The organism is Nostoc sp. (genome assembly GCF_036919575.1).
Classification (GTDB): Bacteria; Cyanobacteriota; Cyanobacteriia; order Cyanobacteriales; family Nostocaceae; genus Nostoc.
In genome coordinates, this window is the sequence record NZ_JBALBY010000005.1 from 51,215 (window position 1) to 74,738 (window position 23,524).

A 23,524-nucleotide genomic window follows, 5' to 3' on the forward strand; every position below is an offset into this window, starting at 1 on the left:
CCGACGGCTGCTTTACCGTGCCAATTTTAGATTTTAAATTTTGGATTTTGGATTATTTCTTTGGTACAGAGCCACCGCAGATTGTGGGCGGAACAAATCTCAAATCGCTTTCTCTAAAATCCCCAAGCCGTATCCCAAGAGTGGGTACAGTCAATCTAAAATCGCTTTCTCTTAAATCCAAAATTGATTGACTTCCATATCGAATCTGACGATCTGCGTAACCAGATGTTAGACAAAGAAATATGGAATTTTTAATTTGCGATCGACCTTTGCAACTTAATACTTCTTGGCAAGAGTTTTAGAGCCTGTATCAGTTTGCATAGATTGCTTGACAAGACTAGCCAGTTCGTCTAGTTGGCTGATTGCCTCCGCACCTTCTAGCTTCATTAATTCGCGGTCATCCCGCATTTCCGTCCAAGTAATCCCGTAATCGGACACTAAAAACCGAATCAGGTGGTTATCACCCAAGCTAACCATAAACGATGCACTATTCATTTGGTCGCCACAGGTGTAGCAAGATGCAAGATACCCGCGCCGCTCTAGTACAACCGCCAAGGCTTGCAGGTTCATTACCAAATCTTGGACGAATTGTCGATGTTGATGTGCTAGTCTCAGAAACACTTTTGTCCTCCAGACACCACAGTTGAGTCTCTTTTATATTTTCTTTAGATTTTCTCATCCACTGTATTGTAAACTATTCATTACAATTAGCAGACAGATGATATTGAGTCATGTAATTGACTACCTTGTTTAGGGTAGTGGATCAGGCTTTTGAGCGCCGTATCAAACTATTCAGTTTGTAAATTCAAAATCTCGGACAGAATTGCTAAATTTAACTATATCTTTATACACTTCTGTCAGGGTAGATTCTTAGAAGAAGCGATCCGCTTTAAGAGTAACTTAAATCTACCACAAGTCAACTACAGAAAAGCTACATATTGCGTTTTTATAGGCGGTGTGCAGCCAAATTCACTGCTAGTAGAGGTGATAACGTAGTTTTGCATCGTTATACTGTCTTTTGCTTAGATGTTTGATCTGTTCTCTTTCTAATGTCGGTTTTGGTATAGACAATAGTCCTTTATACAAACTTTACGTAATTAATAGAAGAAAAGTCTGAGTGTAATACCGTTTTACTTTAATAATGATACAAATACGTTGGTAGGGGCACAGCTGATGCGTGTCAACTTAAGCCAAAACTCTTTTCAAACCTCGTTTCCAGCAAGAAGCTGGAAATGCTCTTCAATTGCGGCTCTGCCGCAAGTCTTGAGGCGGAGCCTCTCGGAATGCATTAAGAGTCGGAGACTGGGAACGAGACAATCTCTAAATGCTACTTCTAGACTAACTTTCACGTTAATTTGACACCAATGGCGAGACGCCCACCCCACAAGAGTTATGTTTAATTCGGTTATGGAAATTAGATGTTTTTCAGCTTAAACATTACTTGTAGTGCTAAGAAGTTTTTCCCCTTTCAACATCCGCGCCGCAGCTTCAAGTAGAGCTTCTTCGAGATAGGGCTTGGTAAAGTAGCCACTAGCACCGAGTTGAGCGGCAATTTGTCTATGCTTGTCTGCACCCCGCGAGGTGAGCATAGCGATCGGTAGGTGGTTGAGGTTTGGGTCTTTCTGGATGCGAGAGAGTAACTCCAGACCATCGCAACGGGGCATTTCAATGTCGCAAAATACGATATCGCAAGGTAGACCGGAGCGGAGTTTATCCCAAGCTTCCTGTCCGTCACGCGCCTGTTCTACGCGATAACCTGCTTTGTTAAATGTCAGGGATAGCAATTCTCGAACTGTAATTGAGTCATCGACGATCAGCACTGTCGGGTCAATCTTCGCAGGAGAAGTGTCTGGGGGAGTGGCTTTCTGTTGCCAAGAACTGCCACCAAGTTGTGTAGAAATCCGTCCCTGGAAGATGTCAATTATTTCCAGCACGTCAGCAATAGGCATAATCCGACCATCACCTAAGACTGTAGCACCAGCTACACCAATGGGTTTAGGCGCTGGACCTTCAAATTGCTTAATTACAATTTCTTGTTCGCTTAACACCAGGTCAATCTGTAAAGCAATCATGGTATTTGCCGATCGCACCACGACCACAGAAACCATATCATCATCTCTGGTGCCGCCATAGACATTGCCGCGACTGATTTGGCGATTGAAGGTTAAAAGTTCCTTCAGGGGTCGGAATGGCAGCACTGTATCGCGCCAGGAAATAAATGATTGCCCATTAGCATCATGCTGAATATTTTTGACTGGTATATCCAGCGTATCTTCTACACCATCCATCGGGAAAGCAATTCTAGCTCGATCCGAGACGCAGCAGAGAGCTTTACAAATACTCAGAGTCAGTGGCAGACGAATTGTGAAGGTGGTTCCCTTACCGATTGTCGAATCGGTGGTGACTGTCCCCCGAATTTCGCTAATTTCTGAGCGCACTACGTCCATACCCACGCCACGTCCAGAAATTTCATCTGCCTGGTCTTTGATCGTAAAACCAGACTGGAACAGTAGATCGTATACTTCCAGGCGAGACATGGCTTTTGCCTGCGCTTCTGTAATCATGCCAATCTTTACCGCCTTAGCTTTAATCCTTGCTGAATCGATACCTGCGCCATCATCGCCAACAGAAAGGATAGTTTGGTTGCCTTGGTAGAAGGCACGGATAGTAATGATTCCCACGGGTGGTTTCCCAGCAGCTTGCCTCTCTTCTGGCGTTTCGATACCGTGAGCGATCGCATTATTCAGCATATGAGTTAGCGGATCGGTCAGATGATCCAAAATCATCTTGTCAATTAAGGTATCACCACCTTCGATCACCAACTCTACTTGTTTGCCACACTTGATGGCATTGTCACGCACTCCTCGCCGCCAGCGATCGATAGTTTGAGCAAAAGGCACCATTCGCGCTCTTGTTAATCCTTCTTGTAACTGGGTGGTTACTTGGCGGAATTGCCTTGCTACTCGCTCGGTTTCTTCGGTAACAAAATCAATATCACTAGATGATTCCCTGATGCGGACAATGCGCTCAATCATCTGCTGGGACAGTGTATGGAAAGGAGTAAAGCGATCCATTTCTAGCTCACTAAAACCCATGTCGGTATGGGAATCAGGCGCTTGAATGCCTGTGTCTTTCTTTTTGCGTCCGGCTAACAGAGAAGCTTCCAGTAGCGATCGCTCATACAACTCCTGCATCCTGGCGCCCACATCTGAGAGTTGTTGTACCTGAATCAGCAAGTTATCTAGTGACTGCCGCAGCCGTTCATTATCTTGCTCTAAGGTATTGCGATTTACCACCATCTCCCCAACTAAATTACTCATGTCATCCAGTTGCTTAACTGGAACCTTCATCGATTCTTCAAATCTGGCAGCCCGACGAGTAGAGGGGCGTATAATTTTGCTGGCGTTAGATTTTACTACTGGGGCATGGGATATTGTTTGATCTGCTTCTGCCAGCAACTTCTCCAAGTCACCAAATTCATCTGTAGCTGGTGATGGAATGGCATTTTTAGCCAAGACTGGTTGAGTGTTGAGGGGCTGGCGTTGGCGTAGCCCGTCGTAGACATCGCTAGATATAACATCTGCCTCATCGTTATCTGTACCTAGCAATTCTTCCAGGGCAGCAAAATCTACTTCTGGTATCTCCTTCGCTTTGGGGATGGGTGCTACTTCCTCTCCTAGTAATGCTGCCAAGTCTGCAAATTCATCTTCTTCAATGGTTTCTGTGGTTGCCAATTCTTCAGTCGGGGCAATAATAGCATTTTCTCCCTCTGATACTGGTGCAACTTCAGATGTCTCTCCTAGATCCCACAAATAAGTTTCTACATCTTCCTGAATAACCGTTTCAAACAGCAGTTGTGAATTCTCATCGGTGTTTTCATCGAAAGAGCCGAACAAATCATCTGGCTGTACTTGGGGTGATACTAAATCTGAAGTTTCCCCAAAATTGATATCTAAAGAAGTTTCTGTAGCTGGTAGTTCATCCACAGTCTGATCTGTGGTTTCTTCCATCTGAATATAGGTGGAGTCATCTGTGGCAACATCTTCAAACGCCAGTTGCGGATTTTCATCGAAAGAGCCGAACAAATCATCTGGCTGTACTTGGGGTGATACTAAATCTGAAGTTTCCCCAAAATTGATATCTAAAGAAGTTTCTGTAGCTGGTAGTTCATCCACAGTCTGATCTGTGGTTTCTTCCATCTGAATATAGGTGGAGTCATCTGTGGCGACATCTTCAAACAGCAGATGGGGATTTTCATCGAAAGAGCCGAACAAATCATCTGGCTGTGCTTGGGATGATACTAAATCTGAAGTTTCCCCAAAATTGATATGAGAAGTTTCTCTAGTCGCTAGTTCATCCACAGTCTGATCTGTGGTTTCCATCTGAATATAGGTGGAGTCATCTGTGGCGACATTTTCAAACGCCAGTTGCGGATTTTCATCGAAAGAGCCGAACAAATCATCTGGCTGTGCTTGGGATGATACTAAATCTGAAGTTTCCCCAAAATTGATATGAGAAGTTTCTCTAGTCGCTAGTTCATCCACAGTCTGATCTGTGGTTTCCATCTGAATATAGGTGGAGTCATCTGTGGCGACATTTTCAAACGCCAGTTGCGGATTTTCATCGAAAGAGCCGAACAAATCATCTGGCTGTGCTTGGGGTGATACTAAATCTGAAGTTTCCCCAAAATTGATATCTAAAGAAGTTTCTCTAGTCGCTAGTTCATCCACAGTCTGATCTGTGGTTTCCATCTGAATATAGGTGGAGTCATCTCTAGCTGCATCTTCCAACAGCAGTTGCGGATTTTCATCGAAAGGATTGAACAAATCACTTGGCTGTGCTTGGGGTGATACTAAATCTGAAGTTTCCCCAAAATTGATATCTAAAGAAGTTTCTCTAGTCGCTAGTTCATCCACAGTCTGATCTGTGGTTTCCATCTGAATATAGGTGGAGTCATCTCTAGCTGCATCTTCCAACAGCAGTTGCGGATTTTCATCGAAAGGATTGAATGAATTAAGTTCCAGATCAACATCAGATATGTCTGGGGGCTGATTAGTAAATTCTGGAACAAAATCTAAAGCTTCTGGTTGTTGCGATCGCCTGAGAATTTCCTCCTCTGGATGCGGCGCGAATAACGGCGTTTCAGTTGTGGAAGCATCGTTGATTACAGAGGAAATAGTTGAGTTACTCGGTGCTAACTGATCAAATAAATCATCTCCAGAATCTGATGAGAATATCAAATCTAGCTGCTCTTGCTGCTGGAAATTGAGATCAAAATCTTCTTCTATGTCAAAACTAGCTATAGGATTCGGTATGGGCTGTTGACTATCGGCAAAAATGTCATCAGCAAACAAACTCTCCTCTAATGCCCTTTCCACATTCTGCTCAATTAAGGAATCGAATTCGTCCGCTTCCTCTATGGTTTCCTCGCTCCAGAAGTTGCTCAGATCATTTTCTGATTCCGAAAACTCAGGTGCTGTTGCCGGAGATGTATCAAATAAACCACCAATTTCTGCTTCACTTGTAGGCAGTAGTGTCTGTTCTGGAGTTTCAGCAAACAGGCTATCCAAAGACAAGCCTGTTTGCTGGGGTAATTCTATGTAGTCACTAGGGCTAATTTGTTCTACCCAATTTGCATTTCTAGTTTCTAAGAATAAGTTATCAAAACTGTTTTGTTGGTTGGTAGATAGTTCTACACTGGCGATCGCCTCAGTTTCTGGTTGAGTCACTTCGCCTGTAAGCAATAGTTCTATATCATCATTTAGTGGCAATGTCAATAAATCTTCAACGACATCGTTTTTATTGACACTATTTTGGACAATCTCCCTAGGAGACTGGTTTGTATCACTAGTAATATTAATAAATTCTTGTAAATCTTCGCCAGAAGAAGAGTCTAAATTGATATCAAGTACGTTAATATCGCTCAACTCTGGAATCGTGGCAGATATTTGTTGATTTTGCGGTTCTGAATTCTCTTTTTCTAGGAAGTTGTCGCCAAATAACAGGGATAAATCTTCTGTCGCGGCTGTGGTTGTTGGTTGCTGCTTCTTGCTTATCTCTTCATCAAAGGAAAGTAAATCGAATAAATCGCTATGAGCGTCCTCAGCGTCAGTGCTGCTGAAATCAATTCCAAAGTCATCCTTCGCAACAATATTTAAGGTTTCTTCTTGATGCCAGCTTTCATCTAGTTCAGGACTCTCACCTGCAAATAAATCAGCAAGGGTATTTAACTCAGCTATTCCTACCTCTGGCCCATTGGGATCAAGATTGCTGCTGATTGGATGTGTTTCCTCATGTGTGGTGAAAGCAAGACTAGTGTGAGTTGCAGCGTTTAGTAGTGTCCCTTGGAGAAGAGAGGAGCGATCGCTAATATTCTGATCTAAATTAAGTTCTTCAGTTGCCGCAGCTAGGTTAATTATGACTAACGGCTCGGTGTTAGCAAATAGAATTGGCTCTGAGGTAGTTGATAATTCTGTCAAAGCCGCAAACTGTTCATCAAATAAATCAGAAGTAATTTCTAATAACTCAATTTCTGCAAAGCTCAAAAGTGCTTCTAGTTGCTGAGTAATTGCAATTTCGGCTTCTCTACCTTGCAGGACTAATTCTTGAGCTTGCTTGATTTCGGTAATGACAATTTTAGCTAAAGTCAAATAAGTATTTTCAGGATTGCCGATCGCACTGGCTGCTGCTTCACACAAACCACACCACTTGGGCAAATTCCAAGTCTCACCAAGTTTGACTAACTGGTAACAGCATTGCTGAAGCTTTTGCCGAGTTGAGGGTGTCGTTGTTTGCTTAAATAGTTTCAACATTTCCCGCAGTGTTTGCAACACCTGGGCTTGAAACTCGCTCCAATTATTATTTTCTTTAGCGGTGACTGGCGATCGCGCAGCCTTAACGAGTCCGCGAGCCTCTGGTTGCGCCAACGTCTTTAGCGATCGCACCTCCTGGGGTGCTACAGGGAAGGATATTTCTGGAGATTCCTGATCGGTGTCTTCTGCAAAACCGGGAATATCTCTACGCAGGAACAGTTCTGTAAGTGTGGAGAAATTATCTTCTCCAGAGCTTGTCTGTAGTTCTGTGGCGTCAGGGCTGCTGGCTGTTCCACTGTTCGCTTGTTGTACAAGTAATTCCAAATGCTCATACAGCCATTGAAAGACCGGCTCAGTTTCTGACATCAAAGTATTAGCCGCATCTTCAGAAAGACCAAATGGCCCGCTCAACTGCTCTAACAGCGCTTTCAGGGTATCAGATACACCGAGAAATAAAGATTCTAACTTTTCGTCAATCTTAACCGGATTATCTTTGAGAATTTTGAAACAATCTTCCAGACGGTGGGAGGTATGCTGGATGCTAGTCAATCCCAGCATCGCGGCTCCTCCTTTGATAGAGTGAGCCGCCCGGAAGACTTCACTGATCATTTCCGGGTCGTTCAAGGTACCCTCTAGATTCAGCAACCCCTGCTCAATGGTATTCAGGTGATCCCTGGCTTCTTCGATAAAGTAACCCAAAATCCGCTGTTGTTGTTCCGGCAGCATAGTTTTTTAGTCATTAGTCATTGGTCATTGGTCATTGGTCATTGGTCACTTGTGCTGAGTGTTGCCGAAGTATTGGTCATTAGCAAATAACAAAGGACAAAGGACAAATGACAATTTATCTAGTTTCCATAGTTTCCACTCGGAAACGTTCAACGGAGGCGATCAAGTCACGGGATACACCTACTAAGTGTTGTAGGGCACCTGAAACTCGCTGTGCTTCCTGGGAAGTTTCTTGGGCAGTGAGTTCTACTGATTGCATTACATGAGCGACAGCGCGGGAGGTTTCAGTTTGTTCCACAGTGTCGTTAGTAATCGAGCGCACAAGAATATCGATGCGATTCGCCACTTGAATAATGTTTTCGAGCGATCGCTTGGCTTCTTCTGCCAATTTTGTCCCTTTAATTACTTGTTGTGTGCCTTCTTCCATCGCGGTCATTACAGAGCCTGTTTCGCTTTGGATTTGCATCACAATTTGTTCAATCTCCTTCAGGGATTTAGCAGATTTGTCTGCTAGCTGGCGCACTTCATCGGCGACGATCGCAAACCCGCGTCCAGCGTCTCCCGCCCTTGCCGCCTCAATACTAGCATTGAGTGCTAACAAATTAGTTCTGGAAGCAATTTGGGAAATCAACGCCACAATTTTAGAAATTTCTTGGGAAGATTCCGCTAACCGCTTGACTTTTCGGGTGGTTTCGGCAACGGTTTCTCGAATTTCTAAAATCCCCGCCACAGTATTTTCTACTGCTTCCCCACCTTTGAGAGCGATCGTGCTAGCATCGCGGGCGACGGTTTCGGCTTCCCGCGCCGCCTCTGCTACCCGTTGAATCGAGTCAGTCATTACCTGTACAGAATTCAGCGTCACAGCCAACTCTTCTGCTTGGCGCAAAGCATCACTAGATAAGGCTCTAGCAAAGGTTTCAGAGTTAGTTGCACCTTTTGTCACATCCTTCGCTGCCACTTTTACCTGTTGGACGATATCCCGCAGGTTTTGAATTGTCAGGTTAAAGGCGTCAGCTACGGCTCCCAGGACGTCGGCTGTCACTTCCGCTTGGACTGTTAAATCTCCTCTAGCAGCTCCTTCCACATCATCTAACAGACGAATCACCTGGCGTTGGAGGTTTTCTTTGGCTTCCTCTTGTTCATCGGCTTTCCGTTGGACTTCACTTGTAGTCGTGAAAATTACTCGCGCCATTTCATTAAAGCCAGTGGCTAAATGCCCCAATTCATCTTCGGAAAACACTGTGGCTTGAGCATTCAGATTTCCTTGACGTACAGCATCAAACTGAGTTTGGAGATCATCAGTTGTGCGCCGAATTTGTTTAAGCGCCAGATTCCCCATGAAGCCTGCGGTAGCAAAACCGGCAATCCCAGATGCTAATGACATTGCCCAGCCTGTGTTTCGGACTGATTCTCGTTGTTGGGCTGGCGAAAAGGTGGTGGCGACAAAGCTAACTGTAGCGACAACCAGCGCCGAGACAATGCCCACACTTCCAGCAATTAGCCATTGTTTCCTTTCGATGGAGGCATTTTCTAATGGTGCTAACCAGCCTTGCTCGACGTTAACGTTGGGTTCTACTTTCGAGACATCTGTTTGGCTAAAGACTGGAACTGATTCATGGGAACCAGTCATCGAGAATAGTTCTTCGTCGCGATCGCTAGCTGCATCACTTAAAAAAGCCTCCGCGGTTTGAGGGCTTCTACTGCCACTAGTTTCTGCTGGAGCAGAATGCATTGCTAGATCACCGAAGTTAGAACCTCCTTCCGTCAGGTCAAACCCTGGAATGTTGCCTAAATCGTCAAATTCCTCAAAGTCATCTAAAAACTCGATATTGCTCTTAGAATTTTCTCCATTTAGTATATTGTTTGAGTCTTCATAAGAGCTTAATCCCTCTGAGCCAAAGGCCGACTCAAATGCTTCCATATCAAAGTTTTCATCGTCATCAAAGTTATTTTCCCCGATAATCTCACCTGATTTTAACGGCTTTTCTTCCAGAGGGAGATTGCTGCTAAAAGATGAAGAATCATCAGATAAATCAGGCACAAAAGCTGATTCTATTCCTAAATCTGTTGATTTCAACCAATCATGTGCCTCGGTTTCCGGGAAATTTTCTTTACTGCTAGATTCCAAGTTATTTGTTGTTGCCGAACCATTTCTCAGTTCTTCTTCAATAATCAGTAAAGTTTCATCTCCAAAGCTAGATTTTTTATATTCTAAATTTCCAATACCAAGCTCTGGAGACTTTGTTTCACTCAACAAATCAGAGAAATTATTCTCGCTATTACCAGTTTCGGAATTAGAAGATGAAGAGTTATTCTTGTCAATAGCTGAATTTCCGCGATCAGAATTTATCCCATTATCTGAAAACTGACTATTTCCTAATGATTCTTCCAGACTATCTTCTGATATATCTTCCTGCCAGAAAGCAGGCAACTCTAATTCTGTTTTCTCCTCCGAATTGCTATTTGACTCTTGTTCTAGCGATTCTTCATTGAAGGCAAAAGGGTCGTCACCAAAAACTGGAGAAGAATCTGATATTTTTACTGTTCCAATACTATCTTCTGTAGGTATGTCAAATGGACTTTTTGAAGATAGCTCTTCAACGCCATTCACAGTTTCTTGAACCTCTCCAAAAAAGTTCAAATCAAGGTTATTGCTGTCAAAATCCTCACTAGCGCTCAAATCTTCTAATTCTGGGTCGCTATATACCAGTGCATCAGACATCTCTGAGGAATTTATTTCCTCTTGACTTGGTGATGTATCAATCTCCCCACTGAATGACTGTAAATATTGATTGATATTCTCAATTCCACTATTGGCAAAACCAATAATTTCTTGATCGTCGCTCAGGCGTAATACCTGTTGATATTGTTCTTTTGCGACATCGTACTGCTGCAAAACATAGTAGATGTGACCCCGTAACAAATGAGAGTTCGGGTCATTTGGGAAATTTTGCACCACTTGGTCAACTAAGGTGGCGGCAACCTCATAATCCCTTTGGACATAGGCAGTCATCGCCTGTTGATATGTTGGTTCGTGATTATCAATACTTGCTGCCATTTCCTCCTCCAATTTCATCCTGCCCACCTAGCACTCCGTAAAATTGCCATTTGATCGAGCAGTCGTAGAGACTGATTATTTTTAGCACGTAATAACCACTCTCCACGTAAAAAGGGAGCCATAGTATCGGGAACATTAGTTGGTGGCATGAGATTCTGAACATCCAGCCAGTCCATACCACCGATTTCCTCTACTGCTAAACCCACTATTGTGTCTTGCTCTTCAATGGCAATCACCGAAATTTCCGCTCTATCCGTGTTTAATGCACTTGCTTCCCCAAGAAATTGACCCAAATCAGCCACCCAAATAACTCGACCTCGTAAATTTAGAGTACCCAAAAGTAAAGGAGAAGCATTAGGAATCGGGGTGATTCTATCAGGACTTAGTTCAATTACCTCCCGGATACCAGTTGCTTGTAATGCAAACTCCTGATGCGAGGGAATGTAAAACCTCAAATGTAACTCACCTTCAGGACTTTCTACTTGTAATTCAGGACGGAAATGGTCTTGACCGCTACCACTTAAAAAGTCCGGTTTGCTGACCATATTGCTTTTATCCTTATCCTCGCAGCAGTTGTTTGACTGTTCCCACCAACTCGGTTGGTTGAAACGGTTTAGCTATGTAGGCATCTGCGCCCTGCTTCATGCCCCAATAGCGATCAAATTCTTCGCCTTTGGAAGAACACATCACCACAGGGACATTTTGGGTTTTTGGATCGGATTTTAACCGCCGACAAACTTCGTAGCCGTTCATCCGGGGCATAACAATATCCAATACCACTAAATCTGGAGGTGCTATTTGAATTGCCTCCAATGCTTCTAATCCGTCACTGGCATGGGTAACAGTTAAGCCAGTTGCTTTTAGGAGGTCTGTAATCATCTCCCTCTGCGCGATACTATCTTCCACAATCAGAACTGTACTCATAAGTGTCTATCTACCTCCTGATGTAGACGTTCCTACTTGGAACATTCCCTGATTCCTCCGCAAGTATTAACTGTATAAATTAATTCTAGTTTTTCACTATTTTCCTGGATATTGATCTTTCACTAAGTTGGCTGACTCTGTGATAACATCTTTTACCTGATCTTTTCGTAGATCAACAAATCTTGCATCTTTTTATATGCAGATGCCCCTCAGAAGAGACGCGATTAATCGCGTCTGTACAGGAGTTAGGAGTCAAGTGATTAATAACTAATGCCCAATGCCCAATGCCCAATGCCCAATGCCCAATGCCCCATGCCCTATTGAGAGTCTATGTTGATATATTTCTCTACGAGCATAAGTAACTCAGTGTCTGTAAACGGTTTTGTTAAATAATCTGTAGCCCCGACCATCTTAGCTTTGACTCGATCAATAAATCCATCTTTACCAGTAAGCATGATAATCGGTATAAGCCGAAATGCTGTTGAATGTCTCAGCATGGCGCAAACCTCGTACCCCTCCAATTCCGACATGGCAATGTCACATAAAATTAAATCCGGTTTGAGTTGAAAAACCAGACTCAGTGCCTCTAAGGGATTGGTGAGGGCGATCGCTTCATAACCTTGTGGTTGTAGGATGGAATTTATAGTTTCACCGATAGCGATCGCATCGTCAATACATACTATCCGCCCCTTGTGTTTTTCCTTCAATTCCCCGCCATTTGTGTGGCTATCTGGTTTAGTTGTCTCTGAATATACTAGTTGTAGCCAACCCTGTTGCACATATGGATATATTGCCTTAGCGACTGTCAAAATGTCTCGGTTGAGATTGCGAGCCAGTTGACGCAAGGATGTTTTACCATCAGCCCAATGTTGTAGCTTATTCACGGTTGCTTCTGGTAGCGAGGATTGTAGCTGAGTTTTGTCAGATAGCACTGGCAATTGTTCTGGAGACTGAATGTGTGGATAGAATTGCTTCCACTCTTGCACCTGTTTGGTAATTTTTGTAACAAAAGGAGCAATCTCGAAAGTATTTAATTGCGGGGCAAGTGCCGCACCCTGATGGAAAATGAAGTTACCTTGGTGTAAGCTCAACAGGTCAAAAAGGGTTTCATGCACCAAGCCGTAAATGATACTACCAGCTATCTTTGGGTTGATGATATTCCGTTCCAAGAGTGCCCAAAGATAGGCATACTCTGACGCGTCGATTGATGGTAGGGAGGCAATTTGTTTGTCGGTGAGTCGCATTTCAACTCGGTAATAACGTAAATAATCCCTAATTCTGGATAAACTACTCTCACCTTCTTGGCTATAGATAATTTGACCATTCAGGAAAAAGACGAACCAAGACTGTTGTTGAGGGCGATGAATGCTTGCTCCCTCTCCACCCAGTTTGTTGCTATGGTGAGAGCTACTAGCTCTCACCCATAGTTGCCCAGTTCGCTGTCCCAACTCAATCAATTGCAAAATACTGCCAATATCAATTTCATTTAAATTTCCCTGCATTTATCTAAAAACTACTCCTTAAGTATTGCTGAATTCTGACTTCTGAATTCTGAATTCTGAATTCTTCTTTAAGTATTTATTATGGAGTATTGGAAAGATTGTTACCCTGTTCCTTGTTGTCATGTGAGAATACATTAAACTATAAACCTTAATCTTTCGTAATACATTTCGACAAAGCTAGTGTTAACACGGAAGTCATCATCACTTTCATCAGTACAAAATATAAAGGCGCGATCAAGTCGCTTTTACAAGTATCCAAGACGTAATATCTCGCGTCTATAGTTTTGTCTGTCTTATGCTCCTAAACTTCAGTTCAGTGAGCCGAGTTAACAGAATTATTTCAGGTATATGCCAAAACACCAACTTTAAGTGCATCAATAAAACAGGAGTCAGAATACAGAATTCACCAATTGTGAATACTCCACCCATAAAGGGATAGAGTTTTAAGGCGAGAATATGTTAAATTTTTTCGCGCCACTTGCGGGCAAGGTTTTAAACCAATATTCATTACCCAGTCGTACAGAATTCAATTCTGAATTCTGACTCCTGAGTTCTGAATTCTTCTTATAAAGGACTAACGGTAAAGGACTAAGGGTGTGCTGTATTTAGCAGAAGTACAAAAACAGAAAGGTGGTTTACTCAGTGGCGGTGCCAAAACTGAACTGAAACTGCTAGCTTGTCAGCGAACTGACCAGAATTGGAGTACTGTGTCGGAAGATGTGATTGCTGCTGAGGACGCAAGCAAATTAAATGATGGTGCTTTGGTACTGGTTGAACTGAATCCGAATCGTCAAGTGCAACGGATTCAAGAAGCAGGGCGTCCACTAGTCAACATTTTGCAGAATTTTTCCCGCCAATTGGAGAAATTTAAGCTCAAGGAAGATGAGATTGATCAGTGGAAGCAGTCGCTGACGTTTCAGGCGCAAGAGTTGAATCGCCGTGAAATGGACATGGAAGTGCGATCGGAACAGTTGGAAGAAATGGAGGATGAGGTGCAACGCCTGGAGGAGCAAAAACAGGAAGTTGACACCTCGCGTCAGGAACTTGAACGGTTGCAAGCAGAAGTTGAGCGCAACCGCCAGGAGTTGGAAGGCGCTTGGGAGCATTTGCGGGGTGAGCAGCGTCGTCTAGACGAACGTCAAGCGGATTTTAAACAAGGGACGGTTTTGGATGAGGAGCAAAGTCGGGTGATGAGTGAGTTACTCGATCGCTTGTCTAGTAGTGCTGTTCCCACGGAAACAGTTAGAGAACACCTACATCTAGCCTTTGAATTGGTCGAAAAGCAGCAAGTTATTCTAACCCCACACTGGCAAAAATTGGAGGAACAAAAAACTGCGATCGCTCAACAGCAAGCAGAAGTTGAGGGTTTGTCACAAAACTTTAGCGATCGCCAAAACGCATGGGAACAAGCACAAAATTCTCTAGCCCAGCACACAGCCCAATTGCAGGTGAATACAGCAGATATTACCAGCAAGCAAGAGTATGCTCGGATAATCAAAGAGCAGTTACGAAACGCTGAAGAGTTATATCAACAGATTCAGTCTTTGGCTGCAACATCTGGTGATGTAGTTCTCGGTCAGCAAGTTGATGTGGAAGCTTTGGAGAAAAAGCCTTTAGAAGAACTACAAAAAATAGTGCAAGACTTGCAATATAAGGTGGAAATAGACGCTAGCTTTGTTCACGATCAAGAACAAGAACTGAAATATAAACAAGAAACTATAGAACAACTCCAAACTAAAATAAATCACGCATCTGACCATGACCACATCAATTTGGAATTGGAACTAACGGATGAACAAGACCTCTATCAGATGCTAAACTCCAGTTTGGTGGGACAACGCCGCAATATGTTACAGCATCAGGAGTTTCTCAAGCAACACCAAGTTGTACTGTTACGGCGGCAAGGACATCCTGTTGCTGATGAAAAAGAAAGCAACAACAAAATTAATTTAGAACCGATTCTGTTACAAATTGAAACCCAGCGACAACAATATTCACAGGAAATCCAAAAGCTGGAACGTGAGATTGAGCAGATCCGTGCTGGTATTGAGCTAAATCAGGGAATGATTGACAATCAAACTCACGATTTGGATGAAAAACGCCAAGAACTCAAAGCGATCGAGGAAAACTTGTTGTCTCTACGAAGAACAACTGCTGAATGCTGTGGTCGAGTGAATTTGTATGAAGAAGCACTACAACCAATTCAGGATTCTCTAGATGGATTACGGCAAAAGCTGCTCTTAATTGGAGAATCTTTGGATCAATTTCAGGAAAATGGTGATTCTCAACTGCAAGCGATCGCACAGTTGCGCCATACTCTTGAAAGTTTAATGTCTCAACCAGAATTACTGGCGTCTTAACAAGTGCCCAGTAAAGTCTAATTTACTACTCACCGGGCGACTGGAAGTCGCGGCTACACAGACAAAACCCACCTCCGTGGGTTAAAAACTCTTGATTTTGTGTTAGTCCACCTCCGTGGACTAAGCTTTGTGTAGTAGCGTTCGCGTCAGCGTGCCGGAGGCTCTATTCTATTCGCCCAATACTTTTCAAACATCCTCTAATTGTACCCGCCCAATTAATTGCTTTGCTTGCTGTGCGATCGCTTTCTCTGAGGCAATTGTCAGCTGCATTAAATTGATGCCTTGGGTCTGGTATTAATTTTTAATTTATATCTGATTCAATAAATATTCCACTCATTCTCTAGCTGTTCAAGCTTATAACTTTTTATACTTAAGCTCTTACACTCACTTATAAATTGTGAAACTTGGGATTCTATTAGTGTTAAATTTCCTTCTCTAAGGTTATTTACATAAGAAGCCACACATGAAGTTGTTAATTGAGGCGAAATTTCATCAAGTAAAATATCATTTTTAATTTCTTTGCAAACTAGCTCAATGTCAGAAGGAGTTAGCTTTTTACTTTCCTTGCCTAATTCTTCATAATCTATTAAATTCAAAGTTTCGGTTGTAACTGAAAGATTATCGCAAATTTTTGATAGTGAAAGATAATGTTTGAATAGCTCAGTTCTTTCAGGTGCATTAGGTGGAAAAATAGGTATTTTCCAATCTAATCTGCCCGAACGTTTCAAGGCATTATCAATGCCAATTAGATAGTTAGTTGCTGCAATAACGATTACATCATGCTCTGCAATATTATTTAATTCTATTAAGAGTTGGTTAATCGTCGCTTTTTGATCTGTATGTGCGTGTAATTCATGTCTACTAAAGCCAATACTATCTAATTCATCAATAAATACGACAGATGGCGCTTTCTTTTTAGCTTGAGCAAAAATAGCTCTCAAATTTTTTTGGCTTTGTCCAATCCACATACTCTGAATATCACATGGAGATAGCTTAAAGAAGTATCTTCCAGATTCGTTAGCAAATGCATTTGCTAAAAGAGTCTTACCACATCCAGGTAAGCCAAAAAATAATATTCCATTAATACGACTATTAATTCCTTTTAACTGTATTTTTAAGAGCTTATTAAGCTTACTCTTCTCTTCATTTAAACCCTTTACATATTTAAAGTCAATTTCAATTACTGGTGGTTCTGGAGTTACAAGTGTTGAAACTTGAGGTGGTCTTCTCTCAAAGGATGGATAGCTTATCAAATCAAATGATACAGGAATTAGTTGATGATTTTTATAATCGGGAGCCATAATATAAAATTGAATTGATTTATCATATTTTTCTATTAATTTCGCTTCTAAAATTTCTTGTGTTTTTTTGAGTTGGTAGTAATTACGGGCAATTTCAAATCCAGGAAGTACCAGCCAGACATACTTGGCTTGACTAGGCCATCCATCTATTTTTATTGATATATCTTGTATTAAATCAAGAAAAACGTTCTCTCCGTATGCCTTACCTCTTAACGTTTCTACCTCAACTATTGTATTATTCTCAATATAAACATCTGGTCTTCTCTTAACTTTTGATTTCCCCTCTGTTTCATTATTATCAGGATTAACTGTTGCTTCACAGCGAATTTGGGATAGATTATAACCCTGGCATTCAAGAGTTCTAATAGCAAAATATTTGAGGTATATGTGTTCATCAGACTCCGAACCATAAACCAAAGTTTTAAAATGCTCAGTTTTCATACTAATAAGTAACTGAGCTTCTGCCTGAACTTGTATTTTTTGTAACTCTAAAAAATAGTCAATTATTGATAAGCTCTCATCGTCTGAAATATAATTTGGAGCTTCTAATAAAAGACTCAAATGATGTTGTATATCTTTCCTGACTTCTGAAGGAACTGATTTATCGTCAGGATACTTACACCTTAATGTAAATACAAATGGTAACTTCTTAGCAATTTTATCTACTAAATATCCAAACATATCCCTCTTATGATGCTTATACATCTCAACTTCCGAAGGACAATGAAATAGAATGAAAAATTGTTCTGAATAGTATTTATTAGTATACAGTGATAGTTGGTTAAATTGTTCATCAAATTTTTCTGATTCAATTAGCTCAAAACTTGTATCCCCTAGTATTACATTTGTCATTGTTGACTGACTAAAGTGCAAAATGCTTGAGAATGAGAATTGAGATTTATCCCCAGTACCTACAGATTCATTTGTTTCATTTTCGTGAGAGTAACTATTAAAACAGGCATTAGAAGTTACTAAATTTGGAGTCACTCCTATATATTGTTTTTTACGAATTAGTTCATAAGTTAAGATTTTCGCTACAATATCAGAAAAGAAATCCTCTTTGGATGGAATCAGGAATAGACCAACTGGTTGATTTGAGTCTAAACAAGCTTGAAAAGTTTCGTATTCTTGCTCAGAATCAAAATCAAATAAATAATAGAATAAATCATGTTTAACTTTTAAAGGGTTCAAGAAATTTAGACTATTTTTTTCTGAAATAGGATCTATCTGTTCTACTTCATTCTCTGTACAAGTAACTCCATCAAAGGAAATAGCAACTCTTTCATCGTATGAGCAACCAATATTAAATGCTGGGATTATTCTTAAGCCTAAATCAGCTAAACAGTTATTGAATTTGTCAATAAATGACTGACTCCTACGCTGACAACCAACTTGGTTAAGAATACTTTTAATTTTGAGATTTTTTCTTTGTCTACCAGTTTCCTTTAATTCATTCTTGATTGATGTTAAATAAGTTACAATTACTTCTTCCATACACTGCCTTTAATTAAATCAAAACTTGTCTTTTTAGCTAGCTGTATGCCAACAAGTGGCAAAATCTATTTAGCTTAAAAGACGTTATTAAAATAACAAGTATATTCGGATAATGCTGATTCTACATCGCTACTACCACTGAGATAATCATGGACACTATTAGTTTCTGTAACAACTGGGGCGATATCCCCTTTTATTCTGGATTTGGCAAAGTTGAAGTGGCGATCGCTCTTGTGGAGCCAGAGGTGGATTCTTGGATTGGGGGAATTCGCAGCCTAAGAGCAGAGGGCGAACTATTTCAAGCAGATCCAGTCGCCTTCTACTTGAGCGATCGCACCACCGGTAAATGGAGCAGTTTGCGATCATTATTTTTTTGGACTAAAGCCCTTGCAGCCGCTATTCTGACGAAATTACAAACAGCGATCGCCAAGATGGAAGCTTTGACGGCGTTGCTGGAATGGAAAGCGGAAGTGGATGAAGTTTTTAGGAGAGAGATAAAGAAGAGAGGTTTGGGAGCATCCCATTTTTGCAGAAATACTGATTCCTGAGTGTAGTATGGGGAGAACACAATACTGACTTAAACCATAGCCATGACCCCTGAAGAAAAAGAACGGTTACAAGTAGCAGTAAAAGAAATCGCGGCAATCCTGTATAAAAATACATCACCATCCGAGTTAGAGACTTTGGAAGCAATCGAAAAAACATTGCGATCGCAGATACTGGAGCACGTCAGTCCCAAAATCGCCTTTTTTTTATCGAACAAACTACAGGCACAAATAAAGGACGACCCAGACAAATCAAAAGTTGTGTAGGGGAGTTGCCGATCACGGAAAAGCAAGCGCAAAAATTGGGGCTGGAGCCAAGAAGTCACATGAGTCCAGTATTAGAAAAATGTAGCTTAAGGCTGTGTGCCAATGAGTCTTACCAAAATGCCGAGTTGGAACTGGAAGCATTAACGGGGGTGAAAGTAGGGCATAGCACACTACACCGACTGGTGAGCAGACAGGATCTGCCAGTGCCAGAAGCTTTGCAAGCGATTTCCGAAGTCAGTCTGGACGGGGGTAAAGTGCGGTTACGGACACCAAAAGGAGAAGAGTGTGAGTGGCGGGATTATAAAGCGGTACGCTTAGGTGGTGTTTATTATGGAGCTTTCTTTCACGATCACCAATCCCTTTTGGATTGGGTTAACTCACAGAGGCTAGTCACCCCATTAGTCTGCTTGGGGGATGGGCATGATGGTGTGTGGAAATTGTTTACGGAGATCGGCAGCTCCTCAACCCGAATGGAGATCCTTGATTGGTATCATTTGCGGGAAAACCTTCATAAAGTTGGTGGTTCTCTCAAGCGACTCAAGCAAGCAGAAAACTTACTCTGGATTGGTGAGGTAGATGTAACGATCGCTCTGTTTGTTGATTTAGCCAAAAAACAGGCAAAGAATTTTTGTACATATTTGAACAAGCATCGAAGTCGGATTATCAACTATGGCTACTGTCAGGCGGAACAGATTTGCTCTATTGGTTCTGGATCTGTGGAGTCTGCTATTAAACAAATCGGTCTGAGGTTGAAACTTTCTGGTGCTCAGTGGAATCCTGCCAATGTGCCGTCCATACTACAACTTCGCTGTGCCTACCTCAATGGTCAACTTGCTATCTAATGTTTTTGCAAAAATGGGATGCTCCCGAGAGGTTTTCTAGATATCGTAAAAAGTCAGGTAACAGTCATAGGTGAAGACAAATGAGTTCAGAACAAGAATTATTAACAAAATGGCGATCGCTTGACAAAGAAAAACAGCAAGAAGTTTTAGATTTTGTAAAATTTATTCATGCAACAATGGTGAAAGCTCAACCTGTAACTCCTGTAAATAAATATCAATTGGGAAAACGTCTGCGGCAAATACGTGCCGAAATCGTTTTTTCTGGTGAACAAATGTTCACTCAAGATGATCTGGAAAAATAAATTGCTATATGTCACTGGCAAATTATCAGAGGTAGGTAGTAAAGATGAACGATGAAAAATTACTAGGACGCATTAAGTTTGACAAAAATATTTTGGCTGGGAAACCAATTATTCGGGGATTAAGAATACCAGTAGCAATGATTTTAGAATTACTAGCCAAGGGTTCTACTAATCAAGAAATTCTTGAAGATTACCCGGAATTAGAACCAGAAGATATACAAGCAGCCTTATTTTATGCTTATTATCTTGTTTCTCAAGAAGAGGTCTTAGACAGACTGACTGCACCTTAGACCATATATGAAATTTTTAATCGATGTCAATGCTAGTCGCACCTTGGGTAATTGGTTGCAAGAAATGGGTCATGAAGTGGTTTATGTAAGTGACACTGACCCCGAAATGAGAGACGAGGATATTTTAGAATGGGCAGTTATGGAAGAAAGAATTATTATGACGACAGATAATGACTTTGAACAGATGATTTGGCAGCAGAGAAAGCGTCATTGTGGAGTTTTACGTTTAGAAAATTTACCTCGTGAAGCTAGGAAGGTTTTATTAATAGATGTTTTAAAGTTACATAGCGAAGATTTACTTAATGGCAGAATCGTGATTGCTATGAAAAATAAGTTTCGGATTCGTCAGGCTAATTTTGAATAGGTTGCTTAAGAATAACTGATATTATGTGAAAGTGACTATGGATAGTGTAGCAATCCTAAATGAATTACGAAAAAAAGATCCCTGACTTCTTGAATAAGTCGGGGATCTGAGCCTCTCGGTGGAGAGCAAATCAAATAGGATTGCTATATAAAAATCAGGTCGTATGTTGGTAAAGATGGTATTTTACATTTTCAACCAGATCCAATCGCCTTCTACTTGAGCGATCGCACCACCAGGAAATGGATCAGTTTGCGATTATTCCATAAATAAACTGGATTCTAGATGAAAAAACTCTCCCAGCTTACGCGCTTGTTCTGTATTTATCTTCTCTTGTCCATTTAAAATATTATCAACCAAATCTTCTGTCCCTAAAACCGCTACTAAATCATCTCTACTTTTCTCAGATTCTTCTAAAATAAATAACAACATAGATACAGAATTATTCTGCTGGCTTGGCTGATAATATTCTTGTTCAAACTTTTCAATTAAAGTAATTAATAACTGATAAAGTTCGTCTTCTTCTGGGGTGCGTTCCCGGTGCATTAAATCTTCCACTATCCCTAAAGCTTGCTCATTCTCAGCTTCACTTTTTATCAGCTTGGGAAGATAAGCTGTTAATAATTCCTTGTATTTATCTGGATTAAAAGTAAGGGTCATCTTTCCAGTTCTCCTTATCGTATTCCGCATGGGTGAGGATATACTTAATATAAATTAACTGCCCTTGATAATCTATACTAACAATCAAGCGATATTTATTTCCTTTAATATTGAAAACTGTAAAATTACCAACAGCTTCAGCTTTAGGAAAAACCTGTTGTACTTCAACTAAATTTGACCATTTCGCTTTAGTGGCAACTTTATACCAATTGTTTAATGCTTCCTGACAATCTGCATGGGTTTCTAGATATTTTCTTAATATTCTAAAACTAATAATGTGCATCGTCCCTGATAACAAAAAGACTTTAAATAACTATTTCAAACAAATCCAGTCGCCTTCTACTTGAGCGATCGCACCACCAGGAAATGGATCAGTTTGCGATCGGTTTGGCGCTATAATTAAAGCCGTTAATTTTTCGATGTGTTCAAAACTGGGCGCATCAGTCAGTATTTGCTGCAATACCTGACGCATCACCCGACGTTGCAACGCCAGTGGTGCTTTCTGTAATACCCGACGATTTAACCGTAAGGGAAGAACAGGAGTAACGGAATCTTCTTCATGCCCAATATCCCATGACATCGCCTTTTCTCGCAACTGCTGGGCAGCTTTTTCTAAATATTCCACTTCCGCTTGGAGAAGTTCTGCTGTTTGGGCTAATGCTGATTCTACTTGGGGGTTGAAATTTTCCCGCAAATATGGTAACAACTCTTGGCGAATACGGTTGCGAGCATATTGCAAATCTTGATTGGTGGAATCTTCCCAAATTGGTAATTTAAACTCTTGACAAAATTGCTCTGTTTGTGTACGAGTGATTTCTAAAAGTGGACGCACTAGCATAATGCTTGTAGTTAGAGGGCGTTGCCAAGTCAGGGCTTGTAAGCCGTCAGCACCAGTACCGCGAATTAAATTGTAGAGGAGAGTTTCGGCGCGATCGCTTGCGGTGTGTCCTGTAACTATATATTGATAATTATTTGCCTGAGCGATCGCACTTAAAGCTTGATAGCGCCAATCGCGTGCAGCAGCTTCACTATTTATCTGAGCGATCGCTGTTTCTAAATAAAAGGATATATCCCAAGTTTTAGCTAAGTTTTCGACGTGGTTAGCATTACCTTGGGAGTCAGAACGCCAGCGATGATCACAGTGAGCGATACCTAAATGCCATCCCCATTTGGATTGTAAATCTAAAAGTAATTTTATTAAACATAAAGAATCCTGTCCGCCAGAGACAGCGACTAATAGCCGTTGATTGCGCTCAAATAAGTGGCGCGATCGGATGGTGCGATGTATTTTGGCGTGTAAGGGAGTCCATACCATTTTGGATTTTTTACCGCAGACGGACACAGATAATTTTCTATTATATCGGTGTATATCAACGTGCATCGACAGTTACAATTTGGGTATATTAGTTTCCACCTTGTTTGAGTTGCTGGCGAAGGTCGTCGAGCGGAGAAGTTTCTTGATTGATGTCTAATTGATTATTTTCTTCTTTTTCTTTGATTTCAAGCTTATCTGGACAAAATTGTAGGCTGAATCTAATTTTGCCTGTCCGCCATTGTTTACCAGGCATTAAAACATAACATTCAAATCCTTCGTCAAATACTCTTGACGCTGAAGATGTACAGTGTTTTGCCCAAATTTTTTTTACCTCGTTTAAAAGCTGAAAGACTATTTGAGTGCTGGGTAAATTTTCAAAATCTTCTTTGTGAAAATGCACAACATCATTATCAGGATTTAGAGGTTCCCATTTATCATTCATAATCAATCTCGTGTAACTAAATCTATAGTTCCCAAAAGATAGGAATTAATTGGAACTTCTCATAGTTTTTGGATTTGACTTGCAGCCACAACTTCTTTAACAGTTAACGCTAGTTCGGGGAAGGTAGTAGAGAGAATGCGATCATTACCCATGAACTTTTGGACTTGGTATTGACCGTCAACCAACTGATAAACGAAAACTGTGGGGAGTTTGGGATTACCGAGATCAGCGCGAGAAGCGATCGCTAGATAATCCTTTGATTTTCTCTTAGTCCACGGAGGTGGACTTCGTTTGTATAGCCGCGATTTCTAATCGCCAGGACT

At 41.2% G+C, this 23,524-nt stretch carries 18 protein-coding genes; 6 read left to right on the top strand and 12 right to left on the bottom strand.

Features of this window, described 5'->3' with window-relative positions; translation table 11 throughout:
• Positions 1–276: 276 nt before the first annotated feature.
• From V7K27_RS02000 to V7K27_RS02025, 6 genes are all read right to left on the bottom strand, one after another.
• Positions 277–621: a DUF1815 family protein gene (locus tag V7K27_RS02000; protein WP_334824374.1), complete on the bottom strand. Its 345-nt coding sequence runs from the start codon at positions 619–621 to the stop codon at positions 277–279.
• Between the two features lie 809 nt (positions 622–1,430).
• Entirely contained in the window at positions 1,431–7,538 is a 6,108-nt protein-coding gene (locus tag V7K27_RS02005; RefSeq protein ID WP_334943804.1) for a hybrid sensor histidine kinase/response regulator, read from the bottom strand.
• Between the two features lie 115 nt (positions 7,539–7,653).
• Positions 7,654–10,596 carry a methyl-accepting chemotaxis protein gene (locus V7K27_RS02010; RefSeq protein ID WP_334943806.1) on the bottom strand — a complete coding sequence of 981 codons (2,943 nt, stop codon included), beginning with the start codon at positions 10,594–10,596 and terminating at the stop codon, positions 7,654–7,656.
• Positions 10,597–10,610: 14 nt separating this feature from the next.
• Positions 10,611–11,141, bottom strand: coding sequence for a chemotaxis protein CheW (locus tag V7K27_RS02015; protein WP_292767238.1), 531 nt, complete (start codon positions 11,139–11,141; stop codon positions 10,611–10,613).
• A 13-nt stretch (positions 11,142–11,154) separates the two neighbouring features.
• Positions 11,155–11,520 carry a response regulator transcription factor gene (locus tag V7K27_RS02020; RefSeq protein WP_069073698.1) on the bottom strand — a complete coding sequence of 122 codons (366 nt, stop codon included), beginning with the start codon at positions 11,518–11,520 and terminating at the stop codon, positions 11,155–11,157.
• Between the two features lie 317 nt (positions 11,521–11,837).
• Positions 11,838–13,022 carry a response regulator gene (locus V7K27_RS02025; protein WP_334943808.1) on the bottom strand — a complete coding sequence of 395 codons (1,185 nt, stop codon included), beginning with the start codon at positions 13,020–13,022 and terminating at the stop codon, positions 11,838–11,840.
• A 596-nt stretch (positions 13,023–13,618) separates the two neighbouring features.
• Here V7K27_RS02025 and hmpF point away from each other — a divergent pair.
• Positions 13,619–15,382 carry a pilus motility taxis protein HmpF gene (gene hmpF, locus V7K27_RS02030; protein WP_334943810.1) on the top strand — a complete coding sequence of 588 codons (1,764 nt, stop codon included), beginning with the start codon at positions 13,619–13,621 and terminating at the stop codon, positions 15,380–15,382.
• A 317-nt stretch (positions 15,383–15,699) separates the two neighbouring features.
• Here hmpF and V7K27_RS02035 read toward each other — a convergent pair whose 3' ends face one another.
• Positions 15,700–18,177: an ATP-binding protein gene (locus V7K27_RS02035; RefSeq protein WP_334943812.1), complete on the bottom strand. Its 2,478-nt coding sequence runs from the start codon at positions 18,175–18,177 to the stop codon at positions 15,700–15,702.
• A 149-nt stretch (positions 18,178–18,326) separates the two neighbouring features.
• On the opposite strand from V7K27_RS02035, the gene V7K27_RS02040 reads away from it, so the two are divergent.
• The 5 genes from V7K27_RS02040 to V7K27_RS02060 all read left to right on the top strand — a co-directional run bounded on the left by V7K27_RS02040 (position 18,327) and on the right by V7K27_RS02060 (position 20,787).
• A complete protein-coding gene (locus V7K27_RS02040; RefSeq protein ID WP_334943814.1) occupies positions 18,327–18,725 on the top strand; it encodes a hypothetical protein in 399 nt (132 codons plus the stop codon).
• 42 nt (positions 18,726–18,767) lie between these two features.
• Positions 18,768–19,831 (top strand): ISKra4 family transposase gene (locus V7K27_RS02045; RefSeq protein WP_334943816.1). Its coding sequence is split into 2 segments (ribosomal slippage): positions 18,768–18,921 and positions 18,921–19,831, totalling 1,065 coding nucleotides; the frame shifts between segments, so codons are not numbered across the junction.
• A gap of 80 nt (positions 19,832–19,911) precedes the next feature.
• Positions 19,912–20,133 carry a hypothetical protein gene (locus V7K27_RS02050; protein WP_334943818.1) on the top strand — a complete coding sequence of 74 codons (222 nt, stop codon included), beginning with the start codon at positions 19,912–19,914 and terminating at the stop codon, positions 20,131–20,133.
• A gap of 44 nt (positions 20,134–20,177) precedes the next feature.
• Positions 20,178–20,423: a DUF433 domain-containing protein gene (locus V7K27_RS02055; protein WP_334943820.1), complete on the top strand. Its 246-nt coding sequence runs from the start codon at positions 20,178–20,180 to the stop codon at positions 20,421–20,423.
• Between the two features lie 7 nt (positions 20,424–20,430).
• Complete coding sequence (locus V7K27_RS02060) at positions 20,431–20,787, top strand: DUF5615 family PIN-like protein (protein ID WP_292767214.1); 357 nt, start codon at positions 20,431–20,433, stop codon at positions 20,785–20,787.
• Positions 20,788–21,042: 255 nt separating this feature from the next.
• On the opposite strand, the gene V7K27_RS02065 is transcribed toward V7K27_RS02060, so the two are convergent.
• The 5 genes from V7K27_RS02065 to V7K27_RS02085 all read right to left on the bottom strand — a co-directional run bounded on the left by V7K27_RS02065 (position 21,043) and on the right by V7K27_RS02085 (position 23,386).
• Positions 21,043–21,444, bottom strand: a complete 402-nt coding sequence (locus V7K27_RS02065; RefSeq protein ID WP_334943822.1) for a helix-turn-helix domain-containing protein — start codon at positions 21,442–21,444, stop codon at positions 21,043–21,045.
• Positions 21,428–21,727, bottom strand: coding sequence for a type II toxin-antitoxin system HigB family toxin (locus V7K27_RS02070; RefSeq protein WP_334943824.1), 300 nt, complete (start codon positions 21,725–21,727; stop codon positions 21,428–21,430). The genes V7K27_RS02065 and V7K27_RS02070 overlap by 17 nt, the downstream gene beginning before the upstream one ends.
• Before the next feature lie 30 nt (positions 21,728–21,757).
• A complete protein-coding gene (gene tilS / locus V7K27_RS02075) occupies positions 21,758–22,759 on the bottom strand; it encodes a tRNA lysidine(34) synthetase TilS (RefSeq protein WP_334943826.1) in 1,002 nt (333 codons plus the stop codon).
• Between the two features lie 88 nt (positions 22,760–22,847).
• On the bottom strand, positions 22,848–23,201 hold the full coding sequence (locus tag V7K27_RS02080; protein WP_334943828.1) for a KGK domain-containing protein: 354 nt from the start codon (positions 23,199–23,201) through the stop codon (positions 22,848–22,850).
• 59 nt (positions 23,202–23,260) lie between these two features.
• Positions 23,261–23,386 carry a hypothetical protein gene (locus tag V7K27_RS02085; protein WP_334943830.1) on the bottom strand — a complete coding sequence of 42 codons (126 nt, stop codon included), beginning with the start codon at positions 23,384–23,386 and terminating at the stop codon, positions 23,261–23,263.
• Positions 23,387–23,524 lie beyond the last annotated feature (138 nt).

Bases quoted from the DNA above. Each gene is read 5' to 3' on its own strand.
- V7K27_RS02020 (WP_069073698.1), bottom strand. From the start codon at position 11,520: ATGAGTACAGTTCTGATTGTGGAAGATAGTATCGCGCAGAGGGAGATG.
- V7K27_RS02015 (WP_292767238.1), bottom strand. From the start codon at position 11,141: ATGGTCAGCAAACCGGACTTTTTAAGTGGTAGCGGTCAAGACCATTTC.
- V7K27_RS02050 (WP_334943818.1), top strand. From the start codon at position 19,912: ATGAGTTCAGAACAAGAATTATTAACAAAATGGCGATCGCTTGACAAA.
- V7K27_RS02070 (WP_334943824.1), bottom strand. From the start codon at position 21,727: ATGCACATTATTAGTTTTAGAATATTAAGAAAATATCTAGAAACCCAT.
- V7K27_RS02040 (WP_334943814.1), top strand. From the start codon at position 18,327: ATGGACACTATTAGTTTCTGTAACAACTGGGGCGATATCCCCTTTTAT.
- V7K27_RS02025 (WP_334943808.1), bottom strand. From the start codon at position 13,022: ATGCAGGGAAATTTAAATGAAATTGATATTGGCAGTATTTTGCAATTG.
- V7K27_RS02065 (WP_334943822.1), bottom strand. From the start codon at position 21,444: ATGACCCTTACTTTTAATCCAGATAAATACAAGGAATTATTAACAGCT.
- V7K27_RS02055 (WP_334943820.1), top strand. From the start codon at position 20,178: ATGAACGATGAAAAATTACTAGGACGCATTAAGTTTGACAAAAATATT.
- V7K27_RS02060 (WP_292767214.1), top strand. From the start codon at position 20,431: ATGAAATTTTTAATCGATGTCAATGCTAGTCGCACCTTGGGTAATTGG.
- tilS (WP_334943826.1), bottom strand. From the start codon at position 22,759: ATGGTATGGACTCCCTTACACGCCAAAATACATCGCACCATCCGATCG.
- V7K27_RS02080 (WP_334943828.1), bottom strand. From the start codon at position 23,201: ATGAATGATAAATGGGAACCTCTAAATCCTGATAATGATGTTGTGCAT.
- V7K27_RS02010 (WP_334943806.1), bottom strand. From the start codon at position 10,596: ATGGCAGCAAGTATTGATAATCACGAACCAACATATCAACAGGCGATG.
- V7K27_RS02035 (WP_334943812.1), bottom strand. From the start codon at position 18,177: ATGGAAGAAGTAATTGTAACTTATTTAACATCAATCAAGAATGAATTA.
- V7K27_RS02005 (WP_334943804.1), bottom strand. From the start codon at position 7,538: ATGCTGCCGGAACAACAACAGCGGATTTTGGGTTACTTTATCGAAGAA.